Origin of the sequence: Achromobacter kerstersii, assembly GCF_902859595.1 — a bacterium.
GTDB classification, from domain to species: Bacteria; Pseudomonadota; Gammaproteobacteria; order Burkholderiales; family Burkholderiaceae_B; genus Achromobacter; species Achromobacter kerstersii.
Window position 1 is genome coordinate 1143539 of sequence record NZ_CADIJQ010000001.1, and the last position, 18224, is coordinate 1161762.

At 63.4% G+C, this 18224-nt stretch carries 15 protein-coding genes; 6 read left to right on the forward strand and 9 right to left on the reverse strand.

All coding sequences use genetic code 11. From position 1 onward, the window contains the following. Window positions 1-29: 29 nt before the first annotated feature. Entirely contained in the window at window positions 30-995 is a 966-nt protein-coding gene (locus HV765_RS04985; protein ID WP_175169007.1) for a Bug family tripartite tricarboxylate transporter substrate binding protein, read from the forward strand. A 79-nt stretch (window positions 996-1074) separates the two neighbouring features. Here the strand turns inward: HV765_RS04985 and HV765_RS04990 are convergent, their stop codons facing one another. Then, entirely contained in the window at window positions 1075-1851 is a 777-nt protein-coding gene (locus HV765_RS04990; RefSeq protein WP_050446870.1) for a ferredoxin--NADP reductase, read from the reverse strand. 341 nt (window positions 1852-2192) lie between these two features. Between HV765_RS04990 and HV765_RS04995 the strand changes: the two genes are divergently transcribed. The 3 genes from HV765_RS04995 (at window position 2193) to HV765_RS05005 (ending at window position 5805) form a co-directional block, all read left to right on the forward strand. Further along, window positions 2193-3236, forward strand: coding sequence for a Fe(3+) ABC transporter substrate-binding protein (locus HV765_RS04995; RefSeq protein WP_054421913.1), 1044 nt, complete (start codon window positions 2193-2195; stop codon window positions 3234-3236). A gap of 116 nt (window positions 3237-3352) precedes the next feature. Further along, window positions 3353-5023: an ABC transporter permease gene (locus HV765_RS05000; protein ID WP_054421912.1), complete on the forward strand. Its 1671-nt coding sequence runs from the start codon at window positions 3353-3355 to the stop codon at window positions 5021-5023. A gap of 5 nt (window positions 5024-5028) precedes the next feature. Beyond that, window positions 5029-5805 carry an ABC transporter ATP-binding protein gene (locus HV765_RS05005; RefSeq protein WP_175169008.1) on the forward strand — a complete coding sequence of 259 codons (777 nt, stop codon included), beginning with the start codon at window positions 5029-5031 and terminating at the stop codon, window positions 5803-5805. 108 nt (window positions 5806-5913) lie between these two features. Here HV765_RS05005 and HV765_RS05010 read toward each other — a convergent pair whose 3' ends face one another. The 3 genes from HV765_RS05010 to HV765_RS05020 form a co-directional block, all read right to left on the reverse strand. Continuing rightward, a complete protein-coding gene (locus HV765_RS05010; RefSeq protein ID WP_175169009.1) occupies window positions 5914-6891 on the reverse strand; it encodes a Bug family tripartite tricarboxylate transporter substrate binding protein in 978 nt (325 codons plus the stop codon). Window positions 6892-6976: 85 nt separating this feature from the next. Beyond that, complete coding sequence (locus HV765_RS05015; protein ID WP_175169010.1) at window positions 6977-7882, reverse strand: pirin family protein; 906 nt, start codon at window positions 7880-7882, stop codon at window positions 6977-6979. 109 nt (window positions 7883-7991) lie between these two features. Continuing rightward, window positions 7992-8690 carry a pirin family protein gene (locus tag HV765_RS05020; protein ID WP_175169011.1) on the reverse strand — a complete coding sequence of 233 codons (699 nt, stop codon included), beginning with the start codon at window positions 8688-8690 and terminating at the stop codon, window positions 7992-7994. A 171-nt stretch (window positions 8691-8861) separates the two neighbouring features. Here HV765_RS05020 and HV765_RS05025 point away from each other — a divergent pair, with 171 nt between their 5' ends. Beyond that, a complete protein-coding gene (locus tag HV765_RS05025) occupies window positions 8862-9776 on the forward strand; it encodes a LysR family transcriptional regulator (protein WP_175169012.1) in 915 nt (304 codons plus the stop codon). Between the two features lie 100 nt (window positions 9777-9876). On the opposite strand, the gene ntrC is transcribed toward HV765_RS05025, so the two are convergent. The 5 genes from ntrC to rdgB all read right to left on the reverse strand — a co-directional run bounded on the left by ntrC (window position 9877) and on the right by rdgB (window position 16103). Next, window positions 9877-11370, reverse strand: a complete 1494-nt coding sequence (gene ntrC, locus HV765_RS05030) for a nitrogen regulation protein NR(I) (protein WP_175169013.1) — start codon at window positions 11368-11370, stop codon at window positions 9877-9879. Then, complete coding sequence (glnL, locus tag HV765_RS05035) at window positions 11370-12434, reverse strand: nitrogen regulation protein NR(II) (RefSeq protein WP_046804936.1); 1065 nt, start codon at window positions 12432-12434, stop codon at window positions 11370-11372. The genes ntrC and glnL overlap by 1 nt, the downstream gene beginning before the upstream one ends. Before the next feature lie 191 nt (window positions 12435-12625). Beyond that, window positions 12626-14038 (reverse strand): type I glutamate--ammonia ligase, encoded by a 1413-nt coding sequence (glnA, locus tag HV765_RS05040; RefSeq protein WP_054421897.1) that lies wholly within the window; start codon window positions 14036-14038, stop codon window positions 12626-12628. Window positions 14039-14222: 184 nt separating this feature from the next. Beyond that, entirely contained in the window at window positions 14223-15443 is a 1221-nt protein-coding gene (gene hemW / locus HV765_RS05045) for a radical SAM family heme chaperone HemW (protein WP_175169014.1), read from the reverse strand. 36 nt (window positions 15444-15479) lie between these two features. Further along, a complete protein-coding gene (gene rdgB / locus HV765_RS05050) occupies window positions 15480-16103 on the reverse strand; it encodes an RdgB/HAM1 family non-canonical purine NTP pyrophosphatase (RefSeq protein WP_175169015.1) in 624 nt (207 codons plus the stop codon). Between the two features lie 258 nt (window positions 16104-16361). Between rdgB and HV765_RS05055 the strand changes: the two genes are divergently transcribed. Beyond that, a complete protein-coding gene (locus tag HV765_RS05055; protein WP_254600451.1) occupies window positions 16362-18215 on the forward strand; it encodes an EAL domain-containing protein in 1854 nt (617 codons plus the stop codon). Window positions 18216-18224: the final 9 nt, after the last annotated feature.

Genomic DNA, 18224 nt, shown 5'->3' on the forward strand with positions numbered 1-18224 from the left:
ATAAAAAAACACCACAGGAGACACACAACATGCGCATTTCTTCCAAGGGCCGTCTGGCCCTGCTGCTGGCCGCCGCCCTGCCCCTGACCGCCATGGCGCAGAACTTTCCGGCCAAGCCCATCACGTTCATCGTGCCGTTTGCGGCCGGCAGCGCCACCGACCAGATCGGCCGCGCCATCGGCCAGGGCGTCACCGAGCAGACCGGCCAAGCCGTGGTGATCGAAAACAAACCGGGCGCCAGCGCCATGATCGGCGCGGCTGCCGGTGCGCGCGCCGCGCCCGACGGCTATACCGTCCTGATCACGACCAACACCACGCACGCCGCCAACGAGCATCTGTACAAGTCGCTGACGTATCAACCCGTGAAAGACTTTGCGCCGATCTCGCTGCTGGGCAAAGGCGGCCAGATCATGGTCGTGAACCCGAACTCGCAGGCCAAGACCGTGGGCGAATTTCTGGCCCAGGCCAAGCAGTCACCCGGCAAGCTGAGCTTTGGCAGCGGCAGCTCCAGCAGCCGCATCGCAGGCGAACTGCTGCAGCAGATGGCAGGCGTGCAACTGCTGCACGTGCCGTACAAGAGCAATCCGCTGGCGGTCACCGACCTGCTGGGCGGCCAGATCGACATGATGATCACCGACACCGCCACCGGCCTGCCGCAAGTCAAGTCCGGCAAGCTGCGCGCGCTGGGCGTGACCGGTGTAGCCCGCTCGCCGCTGGCGCCGGACGTGCCGACCATCGCCGAAGCCGGCGTGCCGGGATACGAGATGGGCTATTGGTTTGCGGCCTACGCCCCGGCCGGCACGCCGCCTGACGTGGTGAAGCGCCTGAACGAGCTGCTGGTGAACGCGACCAAGACGAAGCCTGCGCAGCAGTTCTACGCGCAGACCGGCACGGACGCTGCCACGTCCACCCCGGACGAACTGGCCACGTTCCAGCAGGCCGAATCGAAGAAGTGGGGCGACATCATCAAGAAGGCCGGCATCCAGCCGGAATGATCGCCATCGTTTCCAGCTGACGGGCATAAAAAAGCCCCATCGCATGCGATGGGGCTTTTTACTAGCGCAAGACGGTGACTTATTTGTCCACGAACGCGCGTTCAACCACGTAGTCACCCGGCTGGCCCACACCCGGCGACACCGTGAAGCCGCGCTTGTCCAGCATGGCGCTGATGTCAGCCAGCATATGCGGGCTGCCGCAGATCATGGCGCGGTCGGTTTCGGGGTTGATTTGCGGGATGCCGATGTCGTCGCACAGCTTGCCGTTTTCCATCAGTTCCGTAATGCGGCCCTGGTTGCGGAACGGTTCGCGCGTAACGGTCGGGTAGTACACGAGCTTGTCGCGCACCACGTCGCCAAAGAATTCGTTGTTCGGCAGTTCTTTTTCGATGAAGTCGGCGTAGGCCAGTTCGCTGACCCAACGCACGCCGTGCACCAGAATGACCTTGTCGAAACGTTCGTAGATGTCCGGGTCTTTGATGATGCTCATGAACGGCGCCAGGCCCGTGCCCGTGCCAAACAGGAACAGATGCTTGCCGGGCTTCAAGTCGTCGACGACCAGCGTGCCAACCGGCTTGCGGCTGACGAGGATGGTGTCGCCTTCTTTCAGATGCTGCAGCCGCGACGTCAGCGGGCCGTTCTGCACCTTGATGCTGAGGAACTCGAGGTTCTCTTCATAGTTGGCGCTGGCGATGCTGTAGGCGCGCAACAAGGGCTTGCCTTCAACTTCCAGGCCGATCATGACGAAGTGGCCGTTGTGGAACCGCAAGGCCGCGTCACGCGTCGTGGTAAAGGAAAACAGGGTGTCGTTCCAGTGGTGCACGCTAAGTACGCGCTCAGTGTTGAAAGCAGCCATGTCGAATTCAGTTAGGGCGGCTTCCGGGTGTGAGCCCGAGGGCGCCGCGTGGTCGTTCCGCGCCGCACAAAAGACGCGGCCGGCATTAGGGTAAGCCCTATTCTACAGGGTCTCGATGGGAATTGCTCTCATTATTCCGTAATACGCTTATGCCGAATTGATAGGGATCAAGCTTCTGAACCCCCTCCTGCGGGCATGCTGACGAAAAGTTGAACAGCGCAATGCTTCCTGTTATTGTCGCGGTCTCAGTTGATAATCGTTTTCGTTAGCAGACCGTTTTTCAAGCACTTTCAGCATTGGCAAGGGGCGCGCCCCTTGCAGCCCTAGCCGGAGTTTCCGACATGACCAAGCGTCCCCAATTGAATTCGCTGCTTCGCGCCCTGGCGCTGGCAGGCGCCGCCGCCTTCACCGTTTCGGCCAACGCAGCCGAAGAAGTCAGCCTGTACACCACCCGGGAACCCAAGCTGATCCAGCCGCTGCTGGATGCGTTCACGAAGGAAAGCGGCATCAAGGTCAATACCGTCTTCGTCAAGGACGGTCTGCTGGAACGCGTCAAGGCTGAAGGTTCGAAGTCGCCCGCCGACGTGCTGATGACGGTGGACATCGGCAACCTGCTGGACCTGGTGGATGGCGGCGTGACCCAGCCGATCAAGTCCGAAACCCTGGAATCCGTCATCCCCGCCAACCTGCGCGGCGCTGACGGCAAGTGGTTTGCGCTGTCGCTGCGCGACCGCGTGCTGTATGTGGAAAAGGACTTGAAGCTGGAGTCCTTCCGCTACGAAGACTTGGCCGACCCGAAGTGGAAGGGCAAGGTTTGCATCCGTTCGGGCCAACACCCCTACAACACCGCCATGGTCGCGTCGATGATCGCGCATGACGGCGCCGAAGCCACTGAAAAGTGGTTGCGTGGCGTGAAAGCCAACTTGGCCCGCAAGGCGGCAGGCGGCGACCGTGACGTGGCCCGCGACATCCTGGGCGGCATCTGCGACATCGGCCTGGCCAACGCCTACTATGTCGGCCACATGAAGAACGCCGAAGCCGGCACCGACGCCCGCAAGTGGGGCGACGCCATCAAGGTCATCCGCCCGACGTTCGCCAATGAGAAAAGCGGCGGCACGCACGTGAACGTCAGCGGCGCCGCCGTTGCCGCCCACGCGCCGCACAAGGCCAACGCCATCAAGCTGCTGGACTTCCTGGTGTCGGAACCCGCCCAAGCGCTGTACGCCCAAGCCAACTACGAATACCCCGTCCGCAAGGGCGTGAAGCTAGACCCCGTCATCGCCAGCTTTGGCGAATTGAAGGTTGATCCGCTGCCCCTGACCGAGATCGCCAAGCATCGCAAGCAAGCCAGCGAATTGGTGGACAAGGTCGGCTTCGACAACTGATCGACCCGTGGCGCGCGTCACGCCCCTTGGCGTGACGCAACCATGAGGCAGTATTGGGCCTGTTCCCTTCCTTTGAAGGGAACAGGCCTTGCCATTGATGCAATCGACCTTGAAGCATGCACACTGAATCTTTGCCCCGGCCGCTGCGTTTGCGCTGGACTGAACGAGGCGCTGGCTGGCTGACAGGCGCTGGACTGATTGCGCTGGCCGTCCTGGCCCCGGTGCTGACGCTGGCCTGGTGGGCGCTGGGCGGCGAATTGGCCCACTGGCAGCATCTGGCGACCTACGTGTTGCCCCACGCACTGGCCAACACCGCAATGCTGCTGGCCGGCGTGGGCGTGATGGTGACGTTGCTGGGCACGGGGGCCGCCTGGCTGGTCACCGCTTACGACTTCCCGACCCGCCGCATCCTGACCTGGGCGCTGCTGCTGCCGCTGGCAGTGCCAACCTACATCATCGCGTTTGCCTACCTGGACCTGCTGCACCCCATCGGCCCGATCCAGACCGCCATCCGCGCGCTGCTGGGCTATGACAGCCCGCGCCAGTTCCGCTTGCCTGATCTGCGGTCCATCTACGGCGCGATCTTCGTGCTGGGCTTCGTGCTGTATCCGTACGTTTACCTGAGCACCCGCGTCATGTTCATGACGCAAGCGGCCAGCCTGCTTGAAGCCGCGCGCACCTTGGGCGCTGGCCGGGTGGCCGTCTTCTTCCGCGTCGCCCTGCCCTTGGCGCGGCCCGCCATTGTCGTGGGCGTCAGCCTGGCGTTGCTGGAAACGCTGAACGATATCGGCGCGTCCGAATTTCTGGGCGTGCAGACGTTGACGGTGTCGGTCTACACCACGTGGGTCACGCGATCGGATCTGGCGGGCGCGGCGCAGATTGCGCTGACGATGCTGGCGATTGTGATCGGCCTGATCATGCTGGAACGCCATGGCCGCAAACGCCAACGCTATGCCAACACGCAGCGCATGCGCCCGATGCAGCCGCGCCGCCTGCATGGTGTTGCGGCAGGCATTGCCGCCTTGCTGGGCTGGATTCCCGTGGTGATCGGTTTCGTCGCCCCTGCCGCGTACCTGATCTATGAAACCTACAAGCGCCTGCACCTGGTGGGCGGCGTGTCGGACCAGTTGATCAACGGCTTGAGCAACACGCTGATCGTGGCGTTCAGCGCCACCATCGTCACCTTGATTTGCGGGCTGATTGTGGCTTGGGCCGGGCGCACCTTGCGCGAAAGCGCCAGCTTCAACCCGGCGCGTGCCTGCGCGCGTATCGCCAGCTTGGGCTACGCGGTGCCCGGCACCGTGCTGGCCATCGGGCTGTTGACCCCCTTCGTGTGGATCGACACCGCTGTGGCCAAAGTATTCGGCGGCACGGGCCTGTTCCTGATGGGTTCAATGGCTGCGCTGGTCTGCGCTTATGTGATTCGCTTTCTGGCCATTTCCACTGGCGCGCTGGAAGCCGGGCTGGCGCGCATTCCGCCGTCGCTTGAACAGGCCTCGCGCCTGTTGGGCGAAAGCTCTGCCGGCACCCTGCGCCGCGTTCACCTGCCGCTGTTGCGGCCCGCGCTGGCCGCCAGCGCGCTGCTGGTGTTCGTGGACGCCATGAAGGAATTGCCGGCAACGCTGCTGCTGCGCCCCATGAATTTCGACACGCTGGCGACGTGGCTCTACGCCGAAGCCGCGCGCGGCACGTACGAGGAAGGCGCCGTCGCGGCGCTTGCGATCGTGCTGGCCGGCCTCTTGCCCGTCATCTTGCTGGCGCGCACCAATCTGAAAATGGGACATTGATCATCGTGCCCGATCTGTTAGAAATCGACCGCCTTTCCCTCGCCTACGAGACGCCCGCCGGGCTGAAACCCGTGGTGCAGGATTTGTCACTGGGCTTGCCGGCCGGCCACATCGGCTGCCTGCTGGGCGAATCCGGCTGCGGCAAGACCACCGTGCTGCGCGCCATCGCCGGCTTTGAGCCCGTGCGCGCCGGGCGCATCCTGCTGGATGGCACGGTCATCTCGTCGCCGACCGAACAAGTTGCGCCGGAATTGCGCCGCGTGGGCATGATGTTCCAGGACTACGCGCTGTTCCCCCACCTGACGGTGGCGCTGAACGTGGCCTTCGGGCTGCGTAAGCTGGCGCGCCCCGAGCGCGCTCGCCGCGTCGACGAAATGCTGACGCTGGTGGGCTTGGCCCATGCGGCCAACAGTTATCCGCATGAGATTTCGGGCGGGCAGCAACAGCGCGTGGCGCTGGCGCGGGCCTTGGCGCCCTCGCCCGATCTCTTGCTGCTGGACGAACCGTTTTCGAATCTGGATGTGGACACGCGTGAACGTTTGGCATTCGAAGTGCGCGACATCCTCAAGACCACCGGCCACACCGCCATCCTGGTCACGCACAACCAGGCCGAAGCGTTCGCCATTGCGGACCGCATCGGGGTGATGAGCAAGGGTTGCATCGCGCAATGGGATACGCCTTACAACCTGCACCATCATCCCCGCAGCGATTTCGTGCGCGACTTCATCCGCCGCGAAGCGTTGGAAGAACGGCGCGAGCAAGCGTTTGCCCGCGGCCGCTAGAGAGTCAGCAATTGCGAATCTGCGATTTGAACTGCCCCCCGAACGTTTGATCCAGGTCCAAGTTCCGGGGGCAATTCAATTCGTGTGTGTGTTCATGCCTTGGCGGCATCAGTCCGCCGACAGCTTCACCTTCTGCGACAGGGCCTTGAACGACTCGTACTGGCTGGCGGTCAAGCGCTGAACTTCTTCCGGGCTGGACCCGTAGGGCATGAAGCCCGCCTGCTCCAGCTTGTCTTTCACTTCGGGCAGCGCCAGCGCCCATTGGAAGGCCTCGCTCAACGCGCGCGTGGCCTCTGGCGACATGTTCGCCGGGCCATACACCGCAAACCACGGGTCTACAACTGCACCCGAGTAACCCAGCTCAGCCAGCGTGGGCACATCCGGCAAAGCCGGTGCGCGCTTGCTGCCCGTGACCGCCAACGGATGCACTTTGCCCGCCTTGATGTGCGGCAGCGATGCAGGTAGGTTGTCGAACATCACGGGCAAGTGCCCGCCCAACAAATCGTTCAACGCTTGCGCGCTGCCTTTGTACGGAATGTGCTGCATGCCTGCGCCCGTCAGCTGGTCGAACATGACGCCCGCCAAATGCATGGACGTGCCCGTGCCGGGCGTGCCGAACGAGGTGCCGGGATGCTGCTTGGCGTAGGCGACCAGGTCCTTGACGCTGTCCACCTTCAGCGCGGGGCCGGTTTCCAGCACGACCGACGACGCGCCCAACATGCTGACGCCCGTGAAATCCTTCGTGGGGTCAAACGGCATCTTCGGGTAGACGAAGGGATTGAGCGCATTGGTCGAAATCGCGCCAAAGCCGATCGTGTAGCCGTCCGGCGCGGCCTTGGCCACGGCGTCCATGCCGATGTTGCCGCCCGCGCCGGGGCGGTTTTCAACGATGACGGGCTGGCCCAGTTTTTCGGCCACTTTCTGCCCGGCCGTGCGCGCCACCAGATCGGTGGTGCCGCCTGCCGTATAGGGCACGATAAAGGTGATGGGCTTGGCCGGGTAACCGGCGGCAAGCGCGGTGGATGCGCCTTGAATAAGCGCAAGCGCGGCCAGGCCGCGCGCAAGGTTGAACGTGTGGCGGTGCATGAGTCTCCATCCTGTTGTTATGAAGGTTTGGAGGCGCATGATACTGCCGCGCGAGCGCGCGCGGCAGCAGATTAACGCGGCATCATTACGCCCGGGCTTCGGGCAGCGGAATGAACTCGGTTTCATCGCCCGGCACCACCTGATCGAAGCGGGTGCGCTGCCAGTCTTGCTTGGCCTGTTCGATGCGGTCCTTGCTGCTGGACACGAAGTTCCACCAGACAAAGCGCGGGCCGTCCAAGGGTTCGCCGCCAATCAACGCAAAGCGCGCGGCCGTCTTGGCGCGGATCTGCACCGGGCGGCCCGGCGCGAAAACCACCAGGCGGCCGCTTTCAAATTCTTGCCCATCGATCTCGACCGTGCCTTGCGCCAGATACGCGGCGCGTTCTTCGAATTCGGCCGGCAGAACGGTGGTGGCGCCCGCTCGCAATTGCAGGTCGCCATAAAACAGCGGCGACAGCGTCTTCACCGACGACGTCTTGCCAAACAGCGAACCCGCCACGACCTGCGCGCGCACGCCCTCGCCTTCAATCACCGGCTGCGCGTCCAAACCGTAATGCGTGAAGCCCGGGTCCGTTTCTTCGTGCTGCTTGGGCAGGCCCACCCAAATCTGCAGGCCACAGAGGCGCTGCGGCGCAAGCCGGCTTTCCGGCGACGAACGTTCCGAGTGGACGATGCCACGGCCCGCCGTCATCCAATTCACTTCGCCCGGCAGGATGGTTTGCGTATGGCCCACGCCGTCGCGGTGCACCATCGACCCTTCATACAGATACGTGACGGTGGACAGCCCGATATGCGGGTGCGGACGCACGTCAATGCCCGAACCGATATCAAAATCCGCCGGCCCCATGTGGTCCAGGAATACGAACGGCCCGACGCTGCGGCGCTGCGCCGACGGAATGGCGCGCCGGACGGAGAAACCGCCCAGGTCGCTGGTGCGCGGCACCACAATGGTTTCGATTTGGTTTTCGCCTGCTTCGGACAAGGTAGACATGTTGTAGCGCTCCGCATGAATAGGCCAACGGCCATCTTAAATCTCAGTCACGGCCAGATGGCCAAAACGCAATCGTGCCGGGCGGATCGTATCCGCCCGGCACGTGGGCTTACGCCAAGTCAAACACCAGCACTTCGGCCTGCTTGCCACCCGACAGCTCGACACGGCTTTCGTCCGTGATCGCCACGGCGTCGCCGGTGGACAGCTCGGTGCCGTTGACGACGATGCTGCCGCGGGCCACATGGATCCAGGAACGGCGGCCGGCCGCCAGGTTCAGCGTGGCGGATTCGTCACCATCGAACAGACCGCCATACAGCCGCGCATCTTGATGGATCTTCATCGAACCATCTTCACCATCGGGCGACACCAGCGCTTGCAGACGGCCACGCTTTTGCGCATCGCTGAAGCTACGCTCTTCGTATTCCGGGGCAATGCCAGTCACGTCGGGCTCGATCCAGATTTGCAGCATGTGCGTTTCGGTATCCGGCAGCGGGTTGAACTCGGAGTGCATCACGCCGCGTCCCGCGCTCATCCGCTGCACGTTGCCGGGCTGGATGGTCGAGCCGCTGCCCATGCTGTCCTTGTGCGCAATCGCGCCGTCCAGCACATAGGTGATGATCTCCATGTCCCGGTGGCCGTGGGTGCCGAAACCGCGGCCGGCGGCGATGCGGTCGTCATTGATCACGCGCAGCGCGCCAAAGCCCATGTGAGCCGGGTCGTAGTAGTTGGCAAACGAAAAGGTGTGAAACGAATCGAGCCACCCATGGTTGGCGTGACCTCGTTCGGCAGCGCGGCGAATCGTAAGCATTGTGGACTCCTGTTTCAATAATATGAATGATTGTCGGGTGCAACGCTTCAGGCTTTTGTCCTGCTTGTTTCGCTGCATCCCTGGCATGAGTGATATTCTGCGCGTGCCGAACCCTGCGTTTGGCGCTATATTTTGACGAGTTCATTCAAATTTTTTGAACACCCCTCTTCCATGCAACCGATCACCCCTGAACTGCTGATTCTTGTCGACGCCATCGCCCGCCACGGCAGCTTCGCCAAAGCGGCCCGCGAACTGGGCAAAGTGCCCTCGGCCGTGACCTATTCCATCCGCAAGCTGGAAGACGGGCTGGACGTGTTGCTGTTTGACCGCTCTGGCCACCGCGCGCTGCTGACGCCTGCGGGTGAAGCGTTGTTGAAGGACGGGCGCCATGTTCTGCAATCGTTAGACGACCTGGCTTGCCGCGTCAAACGTATCGCAACGGGCTGGGAAGTGGAACTGCGCATCGCAGTCAGCGCCGTGCTGCCCTGGCGGCCGCTCTATGACTTGATCGATGAATTTCAAACGCTTGAAAGCGCGACCACGCTGCGGTTTTCCAGCGAAGTGCTAAGCGGAAATTGGGATGCGCTGACGTCCAACCGTGCGGATCTGGTCATTGGTGCGGGCGCGCATGCAGAGCCGACCGGGCCGTATCGTTCGCAGGCTATTGGCACCACGCAATTCGGTTTCTGCGTGGCGGCGCATCATCCCCTGGCGTCGCTGCCGCAGCCGCTCAGCCGCGCGGACATCACAAAGTACTGCGCGGTGGTGGTGGCCGATACGTCACGAAATTTGCCGCCGCAATCGCGCGGGATTCTGGCGGATCAACCCACGCTGGTGATGCCGTCGATGCAGGCAAAGATCGAAGCGCAGGTGCGCGGGCTGGGTTGCGGCTATCTGCCGCTGACGATGGCCGCGCCGTACTTATCGCAGGGCTTGCTGGTAGTGTGCGACACGGATGAGGGCATGGCGCTGACAGAACACGTGGCGTATGCCTGGCGCGCCGAAGCGCCGGGGGAAGCGCTGAAGTGGTGGCTGCAGAAGCTGAAATCGCCGCGGTTATGTGAGAGTTTGTTGGGGATGGGGTGATGGGTTTCGCGCGCGGGTTGCTTGCTTGCTTTCTTGCGGTGGGTGGAGCGCGCCATGTCATCCCATAGGAATGGGATGCGCACCGCGCGCGCCCCATCTATCACTCGTCCTCGATCCCCAATTCGCGCAGTTTGCGCGTGATCGTATTGCGCCCAATCCCTAAACGCGATGCGGCTTCCACGCGGCGGCCGCGGCTGGCGTCCAGCGCGCTTTGCAGCAGGATCTTTTCAAACTGGCGGGTCAGCGTCGCCATCACTGCCGGCTCACCGCGTTCCAAGCGGTACTGTGCATCGCGCAGCAACGAATCTTGCCAGTTGCGTGGCGCGCCGTCGTCGACAACCGATGATGCCTGCACAACCGTACCGATGCTGGGCACGGACGCCACCGGACGCAGCGGCGCCGACCCGGCTTGCTGCTGATGCTCCAGCGCACGAATTTCCGGTGGCAGATCCTGGCGGTCTACCGTCTGGCCGGGCGCCATCACCGTCAGCCAATGGCAGAAGTTCTCCAGCTGGCGCACGTTGCCGGGGAAGTCGAACTTCGTCAGCACGGCCAACGCATCCGGCGTCAAACGTTTGACCGGCACGCCCAGCGTGCGGGCGCTGGCGGTCAGGAAATGCTGAGCCAGGGCTGGAATGTCTTCCACGCGCTCACGCAAAGGCGGCAGGCGCAGGCGGATGACGTTCAGGCGGTGGAACAAGTCTTCGCGGAACAAGCCCTGTTCAACGCGCTGCTCAAGCGGCTGGTGGGTAGCGGCCACGATGCGCACGTCCACGCGCACCGGCTGTGCGCCGCCCACGCGATAGAAGCTGCCTTCGGCCAGCACACGCAGCAAACGCGTCTGCAATTCAATCGGCATGTCGCCGATTTCATCCAGGAACAGCGTGCCGCCGTGGGCTTCCTCGAAGCGGCCGCGGCGCAAGTTGTTGGCGCCGGTAAACGCGCCCCGCTCGTGGCCGAACAATTCGGCTTCGAGCAGATCACGCGGAATGGCCGCCGCGTTCAGCGCCACGAAGGGGCCGCTGGCGCGCACGCCGTGGCCGTGCAACGCACGCGCCACCAATTCCTTGCCCGTGCCCGATTCCCCGGTGATCAACACCGTGACTTTCGACTGCGCCAGGCGGCCAATGGCGCGGAACACTTCCTGCATCGCGGTGGAGGACGACTGCGTCATCATCCAGCGTTCGTTGTTCTGCGCGGACTCGCCCTGCCCTTCGGGCGTTTCGGGCTGCGCGGATTCCTGCATGGCGCGCTGGATCAGCGCCACCGCTTCGTTCACGTCGAACGGCTTGGCCAGGTAATCAAACGCGCCGCCCTGGAAGGCGGACACGGTGCTGTCCAGGTCGGCGAACGCGGTCATCACAATGACCGGCAAGCCGGGATGCCGTTCTTTCAACTGGCGCAACAGCTCCAAACCATTGCCGCCAGGCATGCGGATATCGGACACCAATGCGACGGGCGTTTCGCGCGACAGCGCTTCCAGCACGTCAGCCGATTGGGAGAAACTGCGGGTGGGGACACCAGCGCGGGCCAGGGCCTTTTCGAGGACCCAGCGGATGGCCTGGTCGTCGTCGACGATCCATACGGGTTTCATCAGTGTGCGGGCTCCATCGGTAGGACCAGGCGAAACTCGGTACGCCCGGGTCGGGATTCAAATTCGATGATGCCGCCGTGCTGCTGCACGAAGTCCTGGGCCAGGCTCAAGCCCAGCCCGGTACCGCCGGCCCTGGCTGTGACCAGCGGGTGGAAAATGCGGTCACGGATATGGTCCGGCACGCCGGGACCGTTATCAATAATGGACAGCACCAGCGCCAGCCGGTGTTGCCGGTGCGCCAGCATGACTTGGCGCGCAACCCGGGTGCGCAAGGTGACCACGCCGGGTTCCGTCTGCGGGCCTTGCGGCCGCGCGACGAGTTCTTGCGCGGCGTTGCGCGCCACGTTCAGCACGGCCTGCATCAAGCGGGCAGCGTCGCCCTTCAAGTCAGGCACCGAGGCGTCGTAGTCGCGCAAAATCGTGACGTCGTTGCGGAACTCGGCCTGAATCAGCGCGCAAACGCGCTCGCAAATTTCGTGGATGTTCACCGGCCGGGCATTCAGCGGCACACGTTGCGGGCCGCTCAAGCGGTCCACCAGCGCCTGCAAGCGGTCGGCTTCGGAAATAATGACCTGGGTGTATTCGGCCAGCGCCGCACTGGGCAGCTCGGCTTCAAGCAATTGCGCGGCGCCGCGCAAACCGCCCAAGGGGTTTTTCACTTCATGTGCAAGGTTGCGCAACAGCTCGCGGTGCGCTTCGATTTCATCAACCAGCCGATGGTTGCGGTCGGCCAGCACGCGCTGCTCGATCTCACGCGTTTCGATCAGTACCGGCCAGCGTTGGCCGGTCAGCCCCACCGTGGTGACGGCGACTTCGACGGACTCGGCGGCGCGGCGCAACGAGGCTAATTGCCTGACGTCGGCGTACCTGCCGGCGGCGGCGCGGTCGATGGAGGACTGGATGTTTTCTGGGGTGTCGAACAGCGTGGCGGCGGAGTGCCCGCAGAGTTGCTTGCGCGAGCGGCCGAACAAATCCTCGGCGGCAGCGTTGGCGTACTCAATGTGACCGCGCTCGTTGACCAGGAAAACGGACGTGGCAAGCAGATCGAGAGCTTCTACATTCATTTTTCAACGTACCCGAATGACAGGGGGGAAAGCGGAACGCGCCCGCGACGGCGGCGCCGGAACCCGGCGCCCTGCCCGCCAGGCATCGCCTGGCGGACAAACCGTCGAGCCGCGACCTGGTGGTGCGCGTGGTGTGGGCCCTGGTTTCTGCCTACATCATCGCGCTCCCCCCCGCCACAGCCTCTAAACGATCAGAGGCTGTAGTACATGTCGAATTCGACCGGGTGCGTCGTCATGCGCAGACGATTCACATCGCCCATCTTCAGGTCGATGTAGGCGTTGAGCATGTCGTTGCTGAACACGCCGCCACGGGTCAGGAATTCGCGGTCCGCGTCCAGGGCTTCCAGCGCTTGTTCCAGCGAGGAGCACACGGTCGGGATCTTTGCGTCTTCTTCCGGCGGCAGGTCGTACAGGTTCTTGTCGGCCGGATCGCCCGGGTGGATCTTGTTCTGGACGCCGTCCAGGCCGGCCATCATCAGGGCCGAGAAAGCCAGGTACGGGTTGGCCAGGGGGTCCGGGAAACGCGCTTCGACGCGGCGGCCCTTCGGGTTGCCGACGTACGGAATGCGGATCGAGGCCGAACGGTTGCGGGCCGAGTAAGCCAGCTTGACCGGGGCTTCGTAGTGCGGAACCAGACGCTTGTACGAGTTCGTGCCCGGGTTGGTGATGGCGTTCAGGGCGCGGGCGTGCTTGATGATGCCGCCGATGTAGTACAGCGCGAATTCCGACAGGCCGGCGTAGCCGTTACCTGCGAACAGGTTTTGGCCATCCTTCCAGATGGATTGGTGCACGTGCATGCCGGAACCGTTGTCGCCAACGATGGGCTTGGGCATGAACGTGGCGGTCTTGCCGTAGGCGTGGGCCACGTTGTGCACGACGTACTTGACGATCTGCGTCCAGTCGGCGCGCTGAACCAGCGTGCTGAACTTGGTGCCGATTTCCAGCTGGCCAGCGCCAGCCACTTCATGGTGGTGCACTTCAACCGGCACGCCCATTTGTTCCATCAACAGGCACATTTCCGAGCGCATGTCCTGGAACGAATCAACCGGGGGAACGGGGAAGTAGCCGCCCTTGACTGCGGGACGATGGCCGGTGTTGCCGCCTTCGAATTCCAGGCCGGTCGACCACGAGGCTTCTTCGGACTTGATCTTGACGAACGTGCCCGACATGTCGGTGTTCCAGGTCACGCCGTCGAACACGAAGAATTCGGGTTCCGGACCAAAGTAGGCGGTGTCGCCCAGGCCGGAGGACTTCAGGTAGGCTTCGGCGCGCTTGGCCAGCGAACGCGGGTCGCGGTCATAGCCCTTCAGGTCCGACGGCTCGACAACGTCGCACGACAGGATCAGGGTCGGCTCTTCGCGGAACGGGTCCAGGTTGCCGGTGGAGCAATCGGGGATGAGCAGCATGTCGGAAGCTTCAATACCCTTCCAACCCGGGATCGACGAACCGTCGAAAGCCTGGCCGCTTTCCAGCTTGTCTTCGTCGATCTGGCTGGTGGGCACGGACACGTGATGCTCACGGCCAACCGTATCGGTAAAGCGGAAATCCACGAATTTGACTTCGTTATCGGCGATCTGTTTCAGGACGTCTTTCGGGCTTGCCATGTCATCTCCATTAGATAAAAGGGTCGAGGGCTTTGCCGCTCGACTGGCATAAAAGAGGGAAGCAATAAGCGTGCCAGGTTTTTACCCCGGGATTCCCCGGGGAAAGCCGCACGGTCATGGAAAAATGTAGCACCACTTTGGTGCAAATAGTGGGGCATGATTGCCCCAGTTTGGTGCTGCACCACTACAGGAACATTTCCTGAAGGTCATTCAGGAACCGCCAACCCAATGGCGTGGCCTTCAGGCGGGTGGGATCAGCGTCCAGCAAGCCCCGTTTAGAGGCTGCCTCCAATTGGTGCGCAATGGCCGCCAGCGACAAACCAGTGCGCTCATTGAACGCGGTGCTGGGCATACCGTCTTTCAACCGCAGCGCGTTCAGCATGAATTCGAACGGCAGCTCGTCAGGGCCGACCTGCCGGCTTTCCGATACGTGACTGCCGTCACGCGCCATCGCGGCTTGCATCCAGGAGTCGGGGTTGCGCAAGCGCGCCTCGCGCACGATACGGTCATGGAATGACAGTTTGCCGTGCGCGCCGGGGCCAATGCCCAGGTAGTCGCCAAATTCCCAGTAGTTCACGTTGTGCCGGCAGCGGGCGCCGGGCTTGGCGTAGGCCGACACTTCATAGCGCGCCAGGCCGGCAGCCGCCAGTTCGGCCTCGACGGCGTCCTGCATGGCGGCGCTGGTGTCGTCGTCGGGCAGATCTTCGGGCGGAAACTTGGCGAAGACGGTGTTCGGCTCCATCGTCAGGTGATACAGCGACAAATGCTCGGTGCCAAACGAGATGGCTTCGCGCAGGTCTGCCACGCAGGCGTCCAGCGTCTGCCCCGGCAAGGCGAACATCATGTCCAGGTTCACGCGCGATACCGCCTGTTGCGCCATGTCGATGGCGGCGCGGGCTTGCGCCGAATCGTGGATGCGCCCCAGCTTCTTCAGCTGGGCGTCGTCGAAACTCTGGATGCCCAACGAGAAACGCGTGACGCCGCTGGCCGCATAGTCACGGAACCGGCTGGCCTCGGCGGTGCCGGGGTTGGCTTCCATGGTGATTTCGGCGTCGGGCCATACGTTCAGACAGGCGCGCAGCATGGCGAGCAGTTCGTCCAGGCCGGCAGACGACAACAGGCTGGGCGTGCCGCCGCCAATAAATACCGACACGACCTGGCGGCCCCAGATGGACGGCAGCGCCTGCTCAAGATCGCTGCGCAGCGCATCGAGATAGGCGCGTTCGGGAATTTCACCCGGCGCGGCGTGGGAATTGAAATCGCAATACGGGCACTTGCGCACACACCACGGCACGTGCACATAGATAGAGAGCGGCGGCAGGCTCGACAGCGTGGCGCCGGCCGGCACGCGCAGGCGCGAGGCAGGCGCGCCCATGTCGTTGCGGATGGGAATGATGATGGACATGCGGGTTTCCTGGGGCGGACGCGGCGGGCGCGCCCCTCAAGCCTGGCTGAGCTTGCTCAGCAGCTCGCGCAAGGCGCGGGCGCGATGGCTGACCCGGTTTTTTTCTTCGGGGTCGAGCGACGCGGCGGTGAGCGCCATGTCGGGCAGATAGAAATGCGGATCGTAGCCAAAACCGTTGGCGCCTTCGGGCTGATCAATGATCTCGCCGTGCCACAGGCCTTCGCCAATGATCGGGCACGGGTCGTTTTCGGAACGGACCAGCACCAACACGGCCACATACCAGGCGCGGCGGTCGGCCACGTTGGCCAGGTGCTGCACCAACAACGCGTTATTGGCTTGATCGGATTTTTCGCCGCCATGCATCTTGGCGTAGCGAGCCGAATAGACGCCGGGCGCGCCGTTCAGCGCGGCCACGCACAGGCCGGAATCATCGGCCAGCGCGGGCAGCCCGGTCAGGCGGCTGGCGTGGCGCGCCTTGGTCAGCGCGTTTTCAACGAAGGTCACGTGCGGCTCTTCGGCTTCCGGCACGCCGAGTTCGCCTTGGGGCACCAGCTCAATACCCAGGGGAGCAAACAAAGCGGAAAACTCACGCAACTTGCCGGCATTGTTGGACGCCAGCACGATGCGGCGCAGGGATTCGGGAATCTTGGGGGAAGTCATAGCGCAAATTGTATAGGGCGTGGCCCTGCGCGCGGCGGGTGTTTGGGGCATGACCTTGCAAGGGGGATGGGCAAGAGCCCCAAGTCCGGAAAACGCGCAAGGTCAATGAGTCCGAAGACAGGCAAGGTCAACAAGTAGGTTGACAGCTATGTAACACCCGCCGGAAGATTGCGCGTCGCGTGAGCGGCAACAACGCAGACATATTTTGTTGTCAATATGGCCAATCTTGTCACTGATCGTATCTGAACGCCCTCGGCGATGACCTCACTTCACGCTATGCCCCGGCCAGCTGCGGCCCGCGCGCCCCAATCTTCAACGGGCGATGCGCCCGCATCCATCGGCTTGGCCGGCATTCTGCGCGAAGGGTTGTTGCGGCCGCGCTACCAGCCCGTGGTCGATTTGTCGCATAGCCGAATCTACGGCCACGAAAGCCTGATTCGCGGCCCGGCCGATACCGCCCTGCACTACCCGGACGCCCTGTTCGCTGAAGCCCGCCGGCGCGGTCTGCACCCCCAATTGGAACTGGCCAGCTTTCGGGCGGGCGCCCAGGGGTTTCAGGATAACGAGGCCACCGGCAAGCTGTTCCTGAATTTGTCTGGCTCCGCGCTGATCCATTACTGGACGCTATGGGGCAGCGACATGCCCATGCGGCTGCTCAAGGATTGCGCGCTGGAGCCGTCCAGCATCATCGTTGAACTGACCGAACAAGATCCGCTGTCCGAACACATGGGCGAACTGGGCAACGCGTTTGCCTGCCTGCGCGAGCACGGCATGCGCATCGCGCTGGACGACTACGGCGTGGGCAATTCGAATCTGCAGCTGTGGTCGGAAATGCAGCCCGACCTGGTGAAAATCGACCGCTACTTCTTTGACGGCATCGGCAAGGATGACCGCAAGCAAAGCATGGTGCGCGCCATTCTGAAGGTGGCCCAACACCTGGGCACGGCGATTGTCGCTGAAGGCATCGAGACCGCCGAAGACCTGGCCATGGTGCGCGAGCTGGACATCCGCTATGCCCAAGGCTGGCTGCTGGGCCGCCCCGAAGAAACGACGTTGACCGAGCTGACGCCGCCGCTGCGCGATTCATTGCGCGTGCGCAGCACCGCGCCGCTGTCGCAACGGGCGGCCGGCGGTACCGCAGCCAGCCTGCGCGTGGAGGCGCCCGCCGCGCTGCTGAACAAGCACACCAACGACGACGTGCATCGCTTGTTCATCGAACACAAGACCATGCACGCGGTGGCGGTCGTCGATGCCGACAACCGGCCGGTGGGCATCATCAACCGCCGCGATTTTTCCGAACACTACGCGCAGCGTTATACCCGCGAGCTCTTCGGCCGCGACGCCTGCTCGACGTTCATGAACGCCGAACCGGTGCTGGTGGACCTGAATGTGTCCATCGACCAGTTGAGCCACGTGCTGATCTCGGAAGACCAGCGCTACCTGATGGACGGCCTGATCATTACGCGCGACGGCCGTTACGACGGCCTGGCCACGGGTGAAACGCTGGTGCGCTCGGTGACCGAAATGCGTATCGAGGCCGCGCGCTATGCCAACCCGCTGACGTCCTTGCCCGGCAACATCCCCATCAGCCGGCACATCGCCACCCTGCTGGAAGACGCGGCCGACTTCACCATCTGCTACGGCGACCTGAACAACTTCAAGCCGTTCAACGACGTCTACGGCTACTGGCGCGGCGACGACATGATCATGTTGACGGCCGAAGTCATCAAGCACCACTGCGATCCGCTGCGCGACTTCGTGGGCCACGTGGGCGGCGATGACTTCGTGGTGCTGTTCCGCAGCGCCGACTGGATGGATCGCGTGCAGCGCATCATCGCGGAATTCAACGAGCAGGCCACCGACCTGTACGACGATCAGGGCCGCCATAACGGGGGCATCGAAGCCGAAGACCGTTACGGCGTGCCGCGCTTCTTTCCCTTCGTGACCTTAGGCGTGGGCGCGCTGACCGTCACCCCGTCGTTATGCGAGCGCATCCGCCCGGAGGACATCGCGTCGGCTGCCGCGCATGTCAAGCACAAGGTCAAGCATGGGAACCTGTCGCTGGTGGCCGAACGCTACACCGGCGGCGCCCTGCCCCAATTGAGCGACTGACTGGCCGGC